The organism is Photobacterium sp. DNB22_13_2 (genome assembly GCF_052873915.1).
This window is the reverse complement of the sequence record NZ_JBNNXU010000007.1, coordinates 1-16,287: the sequence shown is the minus strand read 5'-3', so window position 1 is coordinate 16,287 and position 16,287 is coordinate 1. Positions and strand designations below refer to the sequence as shown.

The window sequence follows — 16,287 nt, the reverse complement described above, 5'->3', positions numbered from 1 at the left end:
CGGTCAAAACAAAAACCAAGGCAGTTCGCCTCGGTTTTTTTATTGCCTCGATGTGAATTAACAGCGTACTCAAATTAGCAGACAATATTCCTCCAAAACTCTTACTGATTAACAACTAAGCCAATGAAAAGTAATCACTCTTTTCTAAACTCCCTTTTAACATTGAATAAGAATTGTTATACCAATAGCAAAAGAAGGTTATACCCACTGGTTTTTCTCGTTGGCGCAGATTAAAATCCATACAGTCAGTAAGGAATAGAATCCTCTGAGGTATAAAGTCAGAAAAATAGACACGCCTCAAGGTATACCCAGGTAGCTTGAAGGCCGTACCTTGAAGGCACTTGGGGCGACTCAACAAAGTAGTTATTTCTATTATTAGCAGCTTTACCAAGGGCGCAGAAGCAATGAATACATACAATTCAATTAATGATGTTCTCAAAGTGAAGGGAGCACAATGGAAAAACGATGCAACAACCTCAATCGCCAACGATGTCGAAAAACTGATCCTCGATCTTGAACCTTATGTGAGTGATAGCAAGAACGCATCTCACATGAGCTTTTTATTGAAGGACTTACTCGAAGTGCTATCGATTGATTTTAAATGCCAAGAGGATCAGAAGTCCGCCTCTTTGCTGCTGATTGAAGAAATCATGCAAGCATCTCTTATGGAAGAGACTCCCGAGCCAAGTTACTGCCACTGATGCATCAACTTACTCTCGACTGTGCCAAAGTGGCTCCTAACCATCAGGCACAGTCGACAACTTTCAGCAAACAATCAGCACTGACAGACAAAGTGATGACTGGCAATAACAAAATCTTCTTTTAAATAGAATTTATGCGCGCCATAGCGGTGTACACCAGAATCAAGGTGGATCTGCTCTATCTGGTTGATGTGGGCGTAGTCTTTAAACCACTCAATTAAATACTGACCGGCTCCGGTTGAGCGCTGAACTTCATCAGTCACTAAGTCATCAATGTACAAATAAGCTCCCCACCCTAACTTGTGCCCCGTGACAAAACCAGCGACACACAAGATTTTGTGGTTTTCTTTAACATAGACAAGCTGATAACCGGCTTTGCGCTGCTTGTTCAGCAAATCACTTAGCTTCTCCAATGTGTATCTTGGCCGAAGTTGCTGCATGATAGGCGCAATTTCAATGATTTCTTCGTTCGTCGTTGCCAGAATGACTTCCATGCTTCCCCACATCAATTCCACTAAATAGAAAACAGGGGCCTATATTACCCACCAATTATGACAACATACCGACATAACGAGGATGAGCTTTTAATTTATCTACCCAAATTTGAATATGTGGATATTGTTGCAACGAAAAACCCCCTTCATGGGCAACATGGGTGTAAGCATACAATGAAATGTCAGCGATGCTTAAAGATGTGCCGACCAAATACGGTGACTTTGACAATTGTTTATCCATCATTTGCAGGGCTTTATGGCCACCTTCCAGCAAAGCGAAATACTCATCTTTTCGCGCTTCAGGTAAGCCAAGATATTTCTGTATAAATCTTGCAACAGCAATATAGGGCTCTTGACATCCTCCCCCGCCTAGCTTCGCTTATTTCGGCGGGGGATTCCCTGTTACTGGGTGCACACTAAATTGCTTTAGTGACTAGTTCCTGCTGCTGGCGGCATTGTTGCACCACTCACTTCACAGGCTAACAAGCGGTGTCCCCGCTCTAATATATTTAATGCACCAACAATATCTGCGTTGTTGGTGTAACCACACTCAACACATTCAAAGTGCGCTTGAGTTTGGCGGTTATCTTTCGACACATGACAACAGCAAGGGCATGTTTGGCTTGTGTATTGCGCTGGGACAGCTATAACGATGCCTCCATTCCATTGCTGCTTATACTCAAGTTGTCGCCTAAACTCATACCAACCCTGATCTAGGATTGACTTATTGAGTCCTGATTTGGCCTTGACGTTCTTGCCGTGCTCCTCTGAATTACCTTTCGCTGACTTGGACATATTTGATACCCGTAAATCCTCTATCGCTATCATTGCGTGATTCTTGCTGATCTCGGAAGATGATTTGTGTAGGTAGTCCTTGCGGCAGTTGGCGATACGAGTGTGCAGCTTCTGAATTTTCGCCTTTTGTTTTTGCCAATTGGCAGAGAATTTGACCTTGCGAGCTAACTTGCGCTGCTCCGTAGCAAGACGCTTCTCATGTTTACGAAAAGCGTTAAGCGGCTTTAGGTGTGAACCGTCAGATAGCGCAACAAACTTTGATATGCCAACATCAACACCCACGGCAGATGTGGAAATATGCTTTGGCTCAGCTATTTCTTGCTCAACCTGAAAGGATATATACCAGTACCCCGACTTAAAGCTCACTGTGCAGTTTTTAATTGCTCCTTGCACTTCTTGAGACTTACGGAACTTCACCCAACCTAGCTTACTAGGCAACTTCACACGATTGCCTTCAAGCAGGCAATACTTGTTGAAGTTGACGAATCGGATCGAGTCTTGGTTCTTGCCTTTCTTCTTAAACCGAGGTTTTTCAGCCGCCAGAGATTTATCAAAGCAACGCATCCACGCACCATGTAAGTCTTTTAGCTTTTGCTGCAAGTTATCGGTGTAGGCTTCCTTGAGCCACGCTAGATCTTCTTGCTTTTTCCACTGGGTCACTAGCTTATTAAGCTCAAAGGCGCTTGGGATCTTTTCGCCAGCATCCAGCTTGTCTAAGCAGTGACGCAAGCCTTGATTCCACACAAACCGAGCATGACCGCAAAGCACAGCAAGCCTAGCTACCTGATCGGCAGTAGGCTCTAATCTGAATTTGTAGGCTTTGCGTATCAACATGACAAATCGGTGTGCTTGCGTATAATACCTATATAATATGAACTTAAGTGAGTAAGGTCAATATCAGTGTGCAATGTAAACAAAGGGCGACACAGTTGCTATTCAATGCACTTGCATATCGTGTTTATCACCAAATATAGGCGCAAGGTCTTTGGTGAATTACACCTGCAAAGTTTAGAAGCTACATTCAAAGAGTTGTGTCTGGCATTTGATGCAGAGTTGAAGGAGTTCAACGGTGAGTCAGACCACGTTCACCTGTTAATTTCAACATCACCGAAGACACCAAGTGTCGCAAAGTTAGTTAATTCACTCAAAGCAACTAGCTCACGTAGGATACGCAGAGAGTTTAATGATGTGGCTGGCGCATTTAGTAAAAACGTTCTTTGGAGTCGTAGCTATTTCGCAGGAACGTGCGGAGGTGCGCCATTAACGGTGATCAAACAATACATCGAGCAACAGGATAGGCCGCATTAAGATGCTGCGCATCTTTGCCTATTCCCCTCCCTGCTGCTTCGCAGGGAGTACCCTAGCCATTTAGGATGGCTGTACTGTTCGAAGAACAGCCACTCCATCACCTTGGCTTTCAGAAACGTATCTTGGGGGATAAGAATAGTACCTTCCGCAAAATAGCCAAGAATCGCGTTTGATTCGGCCAAACAGCGACCATCACCGAACTCTACCGTTGGTATTTTTCCATTGGGATTAATGTGCAGGAATTCAGGCGTTTTCGAGTCACCAGCAAGAATGTCGATATGCTGCCACTCATGTTCAACCCCTAACAATGAAAGTAACAGCTTCACTTTATAGCAGTTGCCAGATTGAATATCGCCGTAAACCCGTAGTGTCATTGCCCGCTCCCTTTGACATTCTTTTGAACAACCACGTTAAATGAATATCCTCTCGGCAACAACACTTGCTAAAGCAAAAAGCTCAACGGTTACGATACTAGCTAGGTACTGATCTTCCGACTAAATGTTTTTTTTAATCATTGAGTGGATATTACTCTGAATCTCCAGACTGATATCATCCAGCCATTGATAACGTTTCGTATATAAGCGACGTTTGGTTTTCTTCAGACTTGATGGGTCTTTGCGTAGAGGTTGCAATGGCAATTGATAGAAGTAGTCACTCTCTTTCGTTGCACCGTACTCTTGCCACAAGTCGTCGTAGTCAAAGCTTACCGCTTTTCGCTTCGAGCCAACATAACGCAGTGCCTGATACACATGGCCTTTATTCGAGACCCCACGTACCTCTTCCATGCCGAGTGCATTAGCGACAATCAACACCAACTCCGCCATCAATGCTTTAGTACGCAGACCATGTAGCGAACGCGTCAAGGTTTTGATGATCTGGTTGCGATCTTCTATATTCTCTTTAGGCCCCTGCAATGCACCAATATACAACGTCTTTTTCTCACCGGTTGCAATGTGGCAAGTCAGCGAATAGATATTACGGTTATTGCTGTCAACCAAGTAAAGCCCTAGCGCTCCTTCACGACTCATTCCTTGACAGAGTTGTACCTTATAAGCATCGCCTTGGTTATCAGTGAATTGAAAGATAGTGACACCGTGTCGCGACAGAACAGATTGCGTGTGCGAACCGAAGGTGTTTTTTAGAAAAAGATAATGCTCACGCAGACGTGCAATTTTCTCTTTACGTGACCAGTTCACACAAAGATACGGTTTAAGAGGCTTTTCAAATATTTTTGGGTTCTTCTGTAGAACAGGCTTCAGTTCAGGGTGTGCAAAAACCTCCGACATAGCCTTCACAGCATCGCCATTCACCATACCCCAAAGACAAAAGCGCACAGTTTTCTTTATCTTCCTGAGCCCTTTGCTATTGGGATACACCGTATTGGCTAATTGGGGGAGACGACGAAAGTAGTCGAATTGATTGATAAAGGGACGCACAGAATAACCACACAGATAAATGAATACAAAATTCCAAACAGCGTACAATTACCTTGGTGAAATTTCTGTCGAAATGCGCACATACAATGTATGATTTTGTATTCTCAGGCTAAATACCCAACACAAAGGCATTCACCTGGGAAATAAACTTACTCAACCAGGGCAATAGATGCCTTAAGCAGTTACGGCGTCTTCCCAGTCTGTTAGTAATTTCATGATCTGCCTTGAATCTTCCGGTCTTGCTGCTGGGCGAGCCAACTCAGAATCACGGTCCTCCAATGCATTTAATACCGCCCTAACCTGGTACAAGAAACCGTCACCGTCAGCTGTGACTTCAACCACTTCTGGCTGTTGTTCGTATTGAGTAATAGTCAGTTGATTTTGTGTTGCAGGTAACCAAGGGTTCGTTGTTACCTGCAAACTACCAGTAGAGCCCAATACGGTAAATTCTGCATGCAAGCCGTAATCTTCAGCAGTATGTAGCTGCGCCATAACACCATTGTCGAACCGGAAGTTAGCTTGCGTCTCGCAAATATTGCCATCATGACCCCGACGACCCATCGCAGATAGAGTGTAATTATTAACCACATCGTTGCCGAAACTCTGCTGCACAATCAGGTGCAGCAATGACGCCGGGTAACACCCCAGGTTATATAATGCCCCTTTGCTTTCAGGATTCACGAACTGAGAAATAGCTGCTGTATATTGCCCTTGAATCGAGCGTAAATCACCAATCTTACCCGCCTTGATCACATCAAGTATTTTGGCGGTAAACGGATGGTTCAAATACATCAACCCTTCGGCAAAAAATACCTCATACCGGTCAACGGCTGCTAGCGCCGCCTCGGTTTTGTCCATATCGACCGACAAGGATTTCTCACACAGAATCGCTTTACCAGCTTGTGCCGCTTTAATCACATACTCATGATGAAGATGATTAGGCAATGCGATATAAATAATATCGACCTTGGGATCAGCAATTAGCGCATCGTAGTTATCATATTGCATTGGAATGTCATACTGGGCCGCCAACGCTTTACGAGGCTCTGGGCTGCGTCCTGCAACCGCATATATGCGGCTCTGACCTTCTTGGCGGATAGCTTCAGCCATCACACCAGAAATAAAGCTGGTACCTAGAATTCCCCACTGCTTCATGTGGCTCATCGACCTGCCTCCGCTTCCATCAAGTGTGTTTCGAATGCCTGCTCTAGCTGGGTATAGCCTAGCGCAATAAAATCTTGGGTGTGCTTGGCGTTAAAATGCGCGTCGAAAGCGGATTGATCATCATACCGCTCCCAGAAGATAAACCGGCGCGGATCGCTATTATCTTGCATAGCTACCGCTAAAGAACAGCCCTGCTCACTGTTCATTTCATGGCAAAACTGCGCTACCGCCGCTTTTGCCTCGTCAAGTGAAACCTCATCCTTTACACGGAGTTCTGCCGTGATAAATAGCCCTTGCTCAAACATCTTATTCACTCGTAACAACACAATATATTGCCAATTTAATTGACATCCATAGATTGATAAATAACGATCTATTCCGCTATTTATCAACTTATAGTTTGTAATATGGATAAACTGAAAAGCATGCAGGTGTTTGTCGATGTCGTAGAACGAGGAAGTTTGGCGAAAGCGGCGGCTCACTTCAACGTCACATCAACCATGGTCGGCAAGCACATCAAAGCCTTAGAACAAGATCTCGGTACTCGACTTCTCAACCGCACCACCCGCCGGCAATCACTCACTGAAGCAGGCGAGATCTATTTTCGCGAATGCCAGCGGATCCTTGATGACATCAAGGAAGCCGAGGAGAACCTACAAACCCTAACCAACACACCAATGGGAACCATCAGGGTCAATGCCCCGGTCACTTATGGCAATACCGTTGTGGCTCCGCTTGTTGCTCAATTTCTCCAGCAGCATCCCCATATCAACGTAGAACTTATCCTCGATAATAACCGTATCGATCCGCTGCACGACCACTTTGACTTAGTTTTCCGCATTGGTGAGTTAGAAGATTCCAGCCTTATTGCCAGACATGTGGGCAATTACCAACTGTTGTTTTGTGCCTCACCGTTTTACTTTGAGCATTTCGGTGCTCCCCAACATATCAAAGAGCTAAGCAACCATCATTGCTTAGGGTTTGACTACGGAGATATTCAGCCCCAGCAACGTGAGCAAGAATCGCACTATTTCAGCCGTCAACAATCAAGGCTAAGCAGCAACAGCGGTGATGTCCTCAAAACCGCGGCCCTCCACCATGCAGGTATTATTTTGCAACCGGCCTTACTGCTAGAAAACGAGATTGAACAAGGTTCACTCCAAGAATGCCTTGCGGAGTACCGCCCTGAATCGAAACCTATCCACCTGCTGTATAAAGGAAAATCACAGCCATTGAAAGTCAGGACTTTCATTGACTTCTTTTTCAAGAAACATTCCCCAACGTGATGACATACAGTGACCCTTTTAACGCCTTGATAAATCGACTCACTCCAACACTTTACTAATTGTCATTTTTTTGACACCCATCAAGCAAAACCAATGCTCATGGAGTATAAATGCACTAAGAGGCATATTAACTATATGAAGGAAAAGGTGGTTTTCAATGGTTAAGGCCGTATCGACAGTTGTCTGCACAGGGTTGGTTTTTCTCATACTTATCATGAACATTGATGAGTCATTTTTCTATTCCAAGGTTGAATTTGCAATCGAGTACTTGATCTTACTTTCCATTGTTTCCATCTCGGTGTGTGCTTATCCTGTTTTCAAAAAAGAAAAAAAAGCACTTCTCGGAATGATATTTATCGGTACCGAAAATATCTATCACATGATCGAACAATTTGCCCCATTGAAAAAAGCCGTCAATGCACTTCCTTCTCCTATAGCTATCTTTCTTGATGACGGATGTATTCTGATTGGTATTGGCTTCCTAGCCCTCGCCATAAAACACATCATCACTAAATACGAGTGTGGCCAGAGTGTTGATGAACTGACAGGTGTGTTTAATAGAAAGGCGCTTGGAAGCATTTCACTCAAAAAATTTGACCTGATTTTTTTTGATCTCGATAACTTCAAACAACTCAATGATGAACATGGACATAAATTTGGCGACAGTGTGCTTCTGTTATTTAGCCAAGGGTTAAAACAATATACCTTGCCAAAGGAAATGATCATCCGCTTTGGGGGCGATGAGTTTATTGCTATTCTCCAGCCATATCGTGCCAAAGCATTCCTTAAAAGCATTGACGCTACCTTATCTGCACTCAACATTTCATACAGCTACGGTATTGCAACAAATAGCGACAGACGGAATTTACGCGAGGCGATAAATTGCTCCGACGAAGAGCTATATCGAATGAAACATTTTAAACACTCTCCGACACAGTCTCCTTGATGGGTTTGCCATGACAGAAAAACAGCAGGCCGTCAAAATACCACCAGTATAAATCGTAAGCTACCCTTATTGATTCAAATAACTAAATTATATTTATATCAATTTCAAACCATCCTTGGCTTAAGCTCACAAATTTAACAAGTGAATTATTTCAAAGGATAATTAATTATCCTATTTTATATACAGGGTGTGTTTTTTTGCTACTATTTATTTGTTAAATAAAACACACACCAAGGTGAATAATAGAAGAAATTAATGTAAATAAGCTACTTGCTAACACTTAAACAAATTAATTAAACAACATCTCTAATTAACAATATTCGGAGTCAACACGATGTTTTTCAAAAACCTTTGTTTTTTGAAAAAGGCTATCGTAGTACTGCTCTTTCAAATTATTGCATCTAATGCATACGCCGTTGATTTGATAGATAATGGTAGCGTTCAAAAAGCCATTAATTACACTTATTTTCCATACACTGTCAAAGTTACCGTATTAAAAAATAACACCTCTACAGAAACCTTTGAATGCCAAATTTCAAAGCGCAGCCACAATCGCAAAGCACAATGGCCTTATCACATTGGTCAATGCATCAATGACAACAGTACTGAGGTGCTTGTTGGTCAATTACAAACAGACGGCACAGTACTCCCTAGCAAATCACAAACTGAGAATAACCTCTGGGCAGAATCCGCTGACTATAGCCTTCGTTTTGAACGACTAGACATCCCGCAAGTATTAGATTTTCACAATGCCTCTCGCTTACTTGAGCGCGGTACGTTTGGTCCAACACAAACCGACATCAGTACAGCCACTGGCCTCACTGCCGAGCAATGGGTTGAAGCGCAAATCGCTACAGCACCTTCTTATCATTTAGATGAGTATCTACGGATCCAGTCGATCAGGGCAGATCACAACGGCAGCAGCCAGGAGCACCGAAACTATCGCAGTAATGCTTGGTGGGGTATTGCTCTTAACAGTGAAGATCAACTTCGCCAACGCGTCGCTTTTGCATTGAGCCAAATGGTCGTGGTATCACAAAACGATGCGGGGCTATCCGGTGATGATCGAGCTAAAGGCTTAGCAATCTACTACGATATTTTGGTTGAACACGCCTTCGGCAATTACAAAGACTTGATCCGTGATGTGACCTACTCACCCGCCATGGGACGTTTTTTGACCATGGCAGGAAACCTGCCGCCCGATCCCGACAATAATCAATTTCCGGATGAAAACTATGCCCGAGAATTACTGCAATTATTTGCTCTGGGCGAATGGAAGGTAAGCTATAAAGGCGTAATCAAGAAAGACAAAGAAACCAATCAGCCTATTCCCGCCTATACCGAAGTCGATGTCCAAGAATTGGCGAGGCTATTCACCGGCTGGGATGAAGACAACGGCTTACTCAGCCCGATGGTGGTTACAGCCAGTAACCATGACATTAACCCCAAGCGCATACTTGGCCGCAACTTCCCAGGCAATGAAACCGCAGACGAAGAGCTAGAAAGGTTGCTTGATATCCTTGTTGCTAAACGCGAAACAGCAGTGTTTGTCAGTACCCACCTTATTAAGCAACTCGTTACCTCTAATCCTGATAAGCACTATGTCGAAAGGGTCGCTCGCACATTCAATAATACGCAAGGCGATCTTGCTGCTGTTATCAAAGCCATACTGACCGACCCTCAGCCGTACGAGTCGAATCCAATAACGGTATCGAAAGCACGTGAGCCGATTGTCACCATGACAGCGCTTTACCGCGCATTTAACAGCCAAATGGGTGACAACTACCCTCATCACCGAGATACATCATTGGGCTACGGCTACGATGCGCAATATTCACCTGAAGGCCACCGCTTCTCTCAGGGTGCACTGGCAGCCCCTTCGGTCTTTAACTTCTTCCCAGCTAGCTATACCCCTAGTGGCCCACTGGAAGATAATGGGCTCATCGGCCCAGAGTTTGCTCTATATACCTCAGCTGAAATTCCCCATATGTCCAACCTGATTTTCCGTAAGCTCAAAGACGACACCACGCTGACCGGAGACATGGCAGGGTTGGCTGATGACAAATTGATTCTCGATTATTCCGCCTTCACCGGGCTTTGGACCACAGATGATCGAACAAGCTTCCTCGCCTTACTCGCTGATACCTTGTTTGACGGCACGCTCACCCCACAGCTGGAACAACGTCTAGGGGATGTTTACGACGCTATGCCTAAAAGCAACCATGACAATATGTACAAAGTGTTCTGGATGGCTGCCATGTCACCCGAATTCCAGATTCAGGAGTAATGATGATGAAATTATCGCGACGTCGATTTTTACAACACAGCGCCCTGATGACAGGGGCGACGACAATGCCACTTGCATTTTCGCTGTCAAACAAAGCCTATGCCGCTGAAGATTATAAAGCTTTGGTTTGCGTCTTCTTGAGAGGAGGCAATGACTCATTCAATATGGTGATGGCGGGTGATGATGACCTCTATAGCAAATATGCGGCACGCCGCCCCAATATAGCCATAGACAAAGCCAATCTACTGATGACAGGCAAAACCGACAACAACGGTGTCCCCATTGGCCTTCACCCCAACATGCCAGGGATCCAATCGTTATTTCAAGATGGCTTAGCCGCAGGACTCATTAATATCGGCACTCTAGTCGGTCCAGCAGGCTCAAGTGCGCCTTATCCGACCGGTTTGTTCAACCATTCCAAGCAACAGTATGCCTGGGAGAGCACTTGGCACTCCAACGCTTATGCTGCTTATGGCTGGGGGGGCTTGTTGATGGATCTTCTCGCCCAAGGTGGCGCGATCCCTGAACTAGTCTCACTAGGGGGCAACAGCTGGTTAAGCGGAATGAATGTCAGCGACCTTCGCACCAATACCCAAGGCTCAGTATCAGCCGTTAACGCATTTAGCACTTCAGGAACACTGGAGGCTGAATATAACGAGATGGTCGATGAGGTCTATCTCTCACCATTCCACCAACAATACCTTAAACAGCACGGGGACTTTTTGGCTCCTTATAACAACTTCCGCTCATTGATTGATTCCACCGAACTTGATCCGGCCATTAGCCGAAACAGCTCGCTTGGAGCACAGCTATCAGCAGTTAAGCGAATCATTGATGCCTCTGTCGCGTCAGGCAGTGTCGGGCGGCAGGTCTTTATCGTCAACCAAGGGGGCTATGACACCCACAAGAACCAGGTTCCACGCCACCAGTCGCTATATAGCCAACTCGATACCGCTTTAACTGAGTTCACGCTGGCGCTTGGGTCACTGCAATCCAATGTCACTAGCTTTACTATGTCGGACTTCGGCCGCATCATGCACAATAATGCCAATGATGGTACCGATCACGGCTGGGGCAGTAACCAACTAGTCATTGGTGGCGGCGTATTAAGCGGCTGCTATGGCGCATATCCCGATTTTAGTGTCGGCAGCCCGGATGACAACGGCAGGGGGCGTCTTATCCCTACCCTTTCCCATGAGCAAATGGCCGCTACATTGGCGGGCTGGTTTGGTATCAGTGACGGTGGATTACAAACCATCTTCCCAACCACATCCACTAACTTCGGCCTCGGTAATATGAACTTGGGCTTTATGGTTTAGTACCATTCACAATAAACTTAGCACCAATAAAAAGCCACGATGCCTTAAGTGCGCATCGTGGCTTTAATATCAATATCGCTTTCTGGCCTAGTACCGGAATACCGACGTACCGAGCTTACTCTTTAACCGGTTCCGATGTTGAAGTGATGGCCGTTTCAGATTCAGTTTTGTCGGCATTTCGCTGGTACACCGCACTGGCAATCAACACTGTTAGTGGCACCGTCATGATTAATCCGATACTACCCGCTAAGCCATGGATCATCGCCAACGACAGCGCCGGAATGTTCATAAATTGCATCAGTGGCATTTGGAATCCCCACACCATCATGATGGTGGTGAGGGCGCTACCTGCGAATGCCAATACCAGCGTATTGGTCATGGTACCCAAAATATCGCGGCCGATTCGAATCGTCGCCAACAAGCGATCTTTTTCAGATTGCTCCGGCGATATTTCACGAAGCTCATGGTATGAAGACGCCATTGAGATCGCCACATCCATGACGGCACCGAGCGCCGAGATCATGATGGCGACAAACAGCAGCCAGCGCACCTGTACCTGAGCCTCACCACCGAGATAAAGGATATCTTCACCCTTCTCAAGATATAGCCCATTAAGCTGAGCCATCTCACCGAAAAACTGTGCCATCAAACCCGCCATCACCACACCCGCCAGTGTCCCAAGCATAGAAACCAGTGACTTCTTATTCCAGCCGGCAACCAATAGGAAATTGACCACAATCTTCACCGCCATCAACCCGATGGTGACAATGATCGGGTTCCAGCCAGCAAACAGCGCAGGAACCAACACGCCAATTAACAGCGCACCGGTAAAGTATAAAGAAATGACCGAGTTCACGCCTTGAAATCCAGCAAAGAGCACTGTCAGTAATACAATGATCCCGACCATCCAGTACACCGCAGAAGAGCGGTCATGGTTGTAAGGCCAATAAATTGTACGTTCGCCTTGCTCACGGATCAGCAAAATGAAGTTATCACCCTCGGTGACATACACATTATGTAAGCGACTAAGTTGGTTCTCGACTTCGACCTGCTTGCCCTTGTCGTCCCCTTCGCGTAATTCCACCAATAAGCGTTGACGTCCTGTCTTAACTGAAGGCACTAAAGGATCTGACTGAGTACTCTCAGCTAAAACGTCGATCACACTCGCACGGACAAATTCCTGGTTGCTGTACGCTTTCGGCCGAAATGATTCACTCACCGATGGCGAGTACCACAAAATGGCCGTCGAAATAAGGAAGACCACAAAAGGAAATAATAATCGTTTTAACATCATAATTTTCCAAAACAAGAAGGCGCCGAAGCGCCTTCCTTATTTTATTTAGATAATTTCAATTACTCAGGCTTAGGCTGGTTGCTGTAAGTACAACCTTCATACAGAGCCTCAATTGACGCACTCTCAGAGTAATTCGGGTTAGCGAACCAAGTGTCAGCATCACCAACATTTACCGACACATTGATAGAATCACGAGCACCTGGACCGGAACGCATCACACAGATTTCTTTGTTTTGCAGTTTCTGCCATAGCTCTGTACCCTCGTCAGCACGTGAAGCAAGAATTTCACCTTTACGGGCAACAAAACCACTCTCATCAGACTGACCGTACTGCTTGATGTACCAGTTAACATTTTCGAACTCAAAGCGATCAAGCACTTTATGATCAGCAACATATTCCGTCAGCATGTCACGAATAGCATAAACCTGCTCAGCAGAAGATTCCCAAATGACATCTTCATCGGTCACCCAACCTTTTTCTTTCATTGGCGAACCAAAGCGATAATCATTGATTGCTAATACATAATCACCGTCATCTTCTAACTCTACACCACGGATAGTGATGTTTTGGATACGGTCCCCAATGAAGATCACAGTACCATCTTCTTCTTCTTCACGGCCACGTTTGCTCAAGTCAACCACGTACTCAATGTCACCATCAAAGATATCGTAGTTAAACGAAGCAACTGTTGGGTCAAATGACACCGTAATATCACCAGGTTTGTAAGTATTAAAGTAGCTGTAAGCCCACTCCATATACTCTTTCAGCTTCTTACCTTTGATGCTTACCGCAACCAGTTGGTTGTCGTACATGTACAGGTTTGAGCTGTCTTTCTTACGGTAGGTTTCACCATCAAACAAGTTTGATGCATCAGAGAAAAGAGCAGCCGCTGAAACGTCAACCTTGATTTGCTCCCCAATCGCCTCACTACCTTTCGATTCTACGTTCATGATCTGGATCTGATTAATCAGATCAGTCAAAGGCATGTCTGACAGTTTTGCACTGTGGATTGTAGAGTACAGGCGCTGGCCTTCGCTATTTAGTACTTGCTCTTCAAGTACCGCTTCATCAGCAAAACCACCTTCAGTGTTAGTAAAGTTACCGCGAACGACACCAATTTCGATGTTGGCATCTTCTACAGATTCATCATGGATGTGACGCATTTCGTTCTTCAGAGCTGCATCTTCTTCAACATCAGCAACCGTACGGTTAGACAGTGTTGTATCAAAGATCTTCCAGTTGCCATCTTGGTCTTTTACAAGATCGACTTCAGCTTTCGCCAACGCCCAGCCCCAGTTGCCCGGCTCGATAACTTTCACTTTTGAGTCACGGTTACGCCAGTTATAAGTGCCAGATTTCGCCTTATCTTCTACTTGGTTCGCTTTATCACCCGAAACAGAAATGTCGTCCATTCCGTTTTCGAAAGGTGCGCCAAGATCGATTTGCTCGATGAAGCGAGCATGTTCGTGCCCCATGAAGATCACATCGAACTTATCAGCCATCTTAGAAGCAATCTCGTTCACACCACGGGCGTGCGATTCGCTACGACCATGGTGAAGAGCACCGATAACCACATCTGGTTGGTACTGTGCAATCACTTGATCAACGGTGTTTTCTAGTGATTCAAATTCTTCTTTGAAGTCTAGGTTACGGAAGTTTTCTGGGTTTGAAGCGTTCCAGATCTTTACGTAAGAAGGTGTTAGACCGATAACCGCAACTTTTGCGCCGTTATAGTCAAAAATCTGGTAACCACGAAGGAAAGGAACTTCTTCACCGTTTGTTTTACAGTCGGCTGAGTTTTTATCCCAAATGATGTTTGAAGAAATTACTGAACCGTTAAAGCCTTCAAGGCTACGCTCTAGGAAAGCACGCTCAAAATCGAACTCGTGGTTACCCGGAACCCATACGTCGTAATCCATGAAGTTCATGGTTTCAACGACAGGGTGAACTGGTAGGTCATTAAACAACTCAGCAGAGTTACCCTGAACGGTATCACCTAGGTCAATCATCAAGAAATTGTCGTTGGCAGCACGCTCTTCGTTCAGCAACGTGGCAATCTTGGTAAAGCCCGCATTCACATCGACGTCATCCAATGCGTAGTCATACGCAAAGATACGTCCATGCATATCACCTGTTGCACCGATAGTAATCGTTTGGAAGTTAAGGTTCTCATTATCACCTTTAACGATCACTGACTGTGTTGGTTCGTAGGTTTTACATTCAGCGATTGATGGACGTGATGGTTGTGTTTTTTCATCACTGCTACTGCTGTTACATCCTGCTAGGGCGGTAACAATTGCTGCACTTAGCGCAGCAACCTTAATAGTATTCTTAGTCATATATAGGCAATCAACAAAATTAAAAATAAAAATAGAAAATGGAAACGCGAGCAAATATACGCCCTAGCAATAGAATAAAAACTCGAAAATCACCGAGAGAGTTTCAAAATGTAAATTCGGTAAATTTGATAAATGAGTCGTTAATTGTAAACCTTTGCATGCTGCACAAACGTTAACCGCCAACAATCACACAACACAAGAACGATTAAAAAACACACAGGCAAACGTTTGCTGGTGTGATCTTGATCGCAAGACAGCCACGCATGGCAATCCATAAAATCATGCCAAATGCGACATACATCACATAAAACAAGACGAAGCCCACTGAGTAACAACTCGACAAGTTAACAGCGTGATGATTTACAAAATGAAAGATTGCGATCAAATATCAACCGCGAGAGTAAGATTACAGACACCTCTTTTGATTTTCCCAACCTCTTTAGTAAGATTTAGATGCGATTTGTAAATCGGTAGAAGCACCTGAGTTATAGAAATGCAATCACAATAATCAATGAGGGAAAGAGACAAACATATAGACGCATTAAAAACCGTAAATATTTATGTGCGTATTTAAGCTCCATAAAATGATCTATCACGATTAAGCCTTTATACATTACAGTGAATGCAACCAGTACACTTAACAGTTGAACAGAACTCAACTTCTCACCTAAAAATGTATTGAACAAAGTGACTGAGATTAATATAAGCCAATAATAATCAAGCTTACCTAGCCATTTCAAAACTCACCTACCTTAAAACATATAAAAGTGGGAATATTAAAATCCACATGAGATCAATCATATGCCAATAAACCGCTAACGCTTCTAAACCAGCATAACGTTTTGGAGTATAAGCGCCTTTTCGCAACCTAATGATCACCCATAGAATGGCACAAGTCGCCCACCCAACATGAAGGAA

General features: G+C 44.6%; 16 protein-coding genes and 1 pseudogene. 6 read left to right on the top strand and 11 right to left on the bottom strand.

Annotation, left to right across the window (positions count from 1 at the left end; all coding sequences use genetic code 11):
• The first annotated feature begins 404 nt into the window (after nucleotides 1–404).
• A complete protein-coding gene (locus ACVA58_RS12220) occupies nucleotides 405–701 on the top strand; it encodes a hypothetical protein (protein WP_446510719.1) in 297 nt (98 codons plus the stop codon).
• A 74-nt stretch (nucleotides 702–775) separates the two neighbouring features.
• Here the strand turns inward: ACVA58_RS12220 and ACVA58_RS12215 are convergent, their stop codons facing one another.
• The 3 genes from ACVA58_RS12215 to ACVA58_RS12205 form a co-directional block, all read right to left on the bottom strand.
• Nucleotides 776–1,195: a GNAT family N-acetyltransferase gene (locus ACVA58_RS12215; protein WP_446510718.1), complete on the bottom strand. Its 420-nt coding sequence runs from the start codon at nucleotides 1,193–1,195 to the stop codon at nucleotides 776–778.
• A gap of 55 nt (nucleotides 1,196–1,250) precedes the next feature.
• On the bottom strand, nucleotides 1,251–1,520 hold the full coding sequence (locus ACVA58_RS12210; RefSeq protein ID WP_446510976.1) for a glutathione binding-like protein: 270 nt from the start codon (nucleotides 1,518–1,520) through the stop codon (nucleotides 1,251–1,253).
• Between the two features lie 101 nt (nucleotides 1,521–1,621).
• Nucleotides 1,622–2,824 (bottom strand): RNA-guided endonuclease InsQ/TnpB family protein, encoded by a 1,203-nt coding sequence (locus ACVA58_RS12205; RefSeq protein WP_446510717.1) that lies wholly within the window; start codon nucleotides 2,822–2,824, stop codon nucleotides 1,622–1,624.
• A 60-nt stretch (nucleotides 2,825–2,884) separates the two neighbouring features.
• On the opposite strand from ACVA58_RS12205, the gene tnpA reads away from it, so the two are divergent.
• Complete coding sequence (gene tnpA / locus ACVA58_RS12200; protein WP_446510975.1) at nucleotides 2,885–3,298, top strand: IS200/IS605 family transposase; 414 nt, start codon at nucleotides 2,885–2,887, stop codon at nucleotides 3,296–3,298.
• 53 nt (nucleotides 3,299–3,351) lie between these two features.
• Here tnpA and ACVA58_RS12195 read toward each other — a convergent pair.
• The 4 genes and pseudogenes from ACVA58_RS12195 to ACVA58_RS12180 form a co-directional block, all read right to left on the bottom strand.
• Nucleotides 3,352–3,672 (bottom strand): annotated as a pseudogene (locus ACVA58_RS12195) (glutathione S-transferase N-terminal domain-containing protein); the annotation flags it as partial.
• A gap of 120 nt (nucleotides 3,673–3,792) precedes the next feature.
• The gene (locus ACVA58_RS12190) at nucleotides 3,793–4,674 is read right to left on the bottom strand and encodes a VirK/YbjX family protein (RefSeq protein ID WP_446510974.1); all 882 of its coding nucleotides are present in this window, start codon (nucleotides 4,672–4,674) and stop codon (nucleotides 3,793–3,795) included.
• Nucleotides 4,675–4,908: 234 nt separating this feature from the next.
• On the bottom strand, nucleotides 4,909–5,898 hold the full coding sequence (locus ACVA58_RS12185; protein ID WP_446510716.1) for a Gfo/Idh/MocA family protein: 990 nt from the start codon (nucleotides 5,896–5,898) through the stop codon (nucleotides 4,909–4,911).
• Nucleotides 5,895–6,203: a putative quinol monooxygenase gene (locus ACVA58_RS12180; RefSeq protein WP_446510973.1), complete on the bottom strand. Its 309-nt coding sequence runs from the start codon at nucleotides 6,201–6,203 to the stop codon at nucleotides 5,895–5,897. Before ACVA58_RS12180 ends, ACVA58_RS12185 begins: the two co-directional genes overlap by 4 nt.
• Nucleotides 6,204–6,305: 102 nt before the next feature.
• Here ACVA58_RS12180 and ACVA58_RS12175 point away from each other — a divergent pair, with 102 nt between their 5' ends.
• The 4 genes from ACVA58_RS12175 (at nucleotide 6,306) to ACVA58_RS12160 (ending at nucleotide 11,736) form a co-directional block, all read left to right on the top strand.
• The gene (locus ACVA58_RS12175; protein ID WP_446510715.1) at nucleotides 6,306–7,184 is read left to right on the top strand and encodes a LysR substrate-binding domain-containing protein; all 879 of its coding nucleotides are present in this window, start codon (nucleotides 6,306–6,308) and stop codon (nucleotides 7,182–7,184) included.
• Between the two features lie 157 nt (nucleotides 7,185–7,341).
• Nucleotides 7,342–8,130 (top strand): GGDEF domain-containing protein, encoded by a 789-nt coding sequence (locus tag ACVA58_RS12170; protein ID WP_446510714.1) that lies wholly within the window; start codon nucleotides 7,342–7,344, stop codon nucleotides 8,128–8,130.
• 334 nt (nucleotides 8,131–8,464) lie between these two features.
• On the top strand, nucleotides 8,465–10,417 hold the full coding sequence (locus tag ACVA58_RS12165) for a DUF1800 family protein (RefSeq protein WP_446510713.1): 1,953 nt from the start codon (nucleotides 8,465–8,467) through the stop codon (nucleotides 10,415–10,417).
• The gene (locus ACVA58_RS12160) at nucleotides 10,417–11,736 is read left to right on the top strand and encodes a DUF1501 domain-containing protein (protein ID WP_446510712.1); all 1,320 of its coding nucleotides are present in this window, start codon (nucleotides 10,417–10,419) and stop codon (nucleotides 11,734–11,736) included. The genes ACVA58_RS12165 and ACVA58_RS12160 overlap by 1 nt, the downstream gene beginning before the upstream one ends.
• Nucleotides 11,737–11,851: 115 nt before the next feature.
• Here the strand turns inward: ACVA58_RS12160 and ACVA58_RS12155 are convergent, their stop codons facing one another.
• From ACVA58_RS12155 to ACVA58_RS12140, 4 genes are all read right to left on the bottom strand, one after another.
• The gene (locus ACVA58_RS12155; RefSeq protein ID WP_446510711.1) at nucleotides 11,852–13,030 is read right to left on the bottom strand and encodes a YibE/F family protein; all 1,179 of its coding nucleotides are present in this window, start codon (nucleotides 13,028–13,030) and stop codon (nucleotides 11,852–11,854) included.
• A 59-nt stretch (nucleotides 13,031–13,089) separates the two neighbouring features.
• Nucleotides 13,090–15,369 (bottom strand): bifunctional metallophosphatase/5'-nucleotidase, encoded by a 2,280-nt coding sequence (locus ACVA58_RS12150; protein WP_446510710.1) that lies wholly within the window; start codon nucleotides 15,367–15,369, stop codon nucleotides 13,090–13,092.
• Between the two features lie 485 nt (nucleotides 15,370–15,854).
• Nucleotides 15,855–16,109 (bottom strand): cytochrome C oxidase subunit IV family protein, encoded by a 255-nt coding sequence (locus ACVA58_RS12145; protein ID WP_446510709.1) that lies wholly within the window; start codon nucleotides 16,107–16,109, stop codon nucleotides 15,855–15,857.
• 7 nt (nucleotides 16,110–16,116) lie between these two features.
• Nucleotides 16,117–16,287 (bottom strand): cytochrome c oxidase subunit 3 (locus ACVA58_RS12140; RefSeq protein WP_446510972.1); only part of this gene is annotated, 171 nt, incomplete at its 5' end.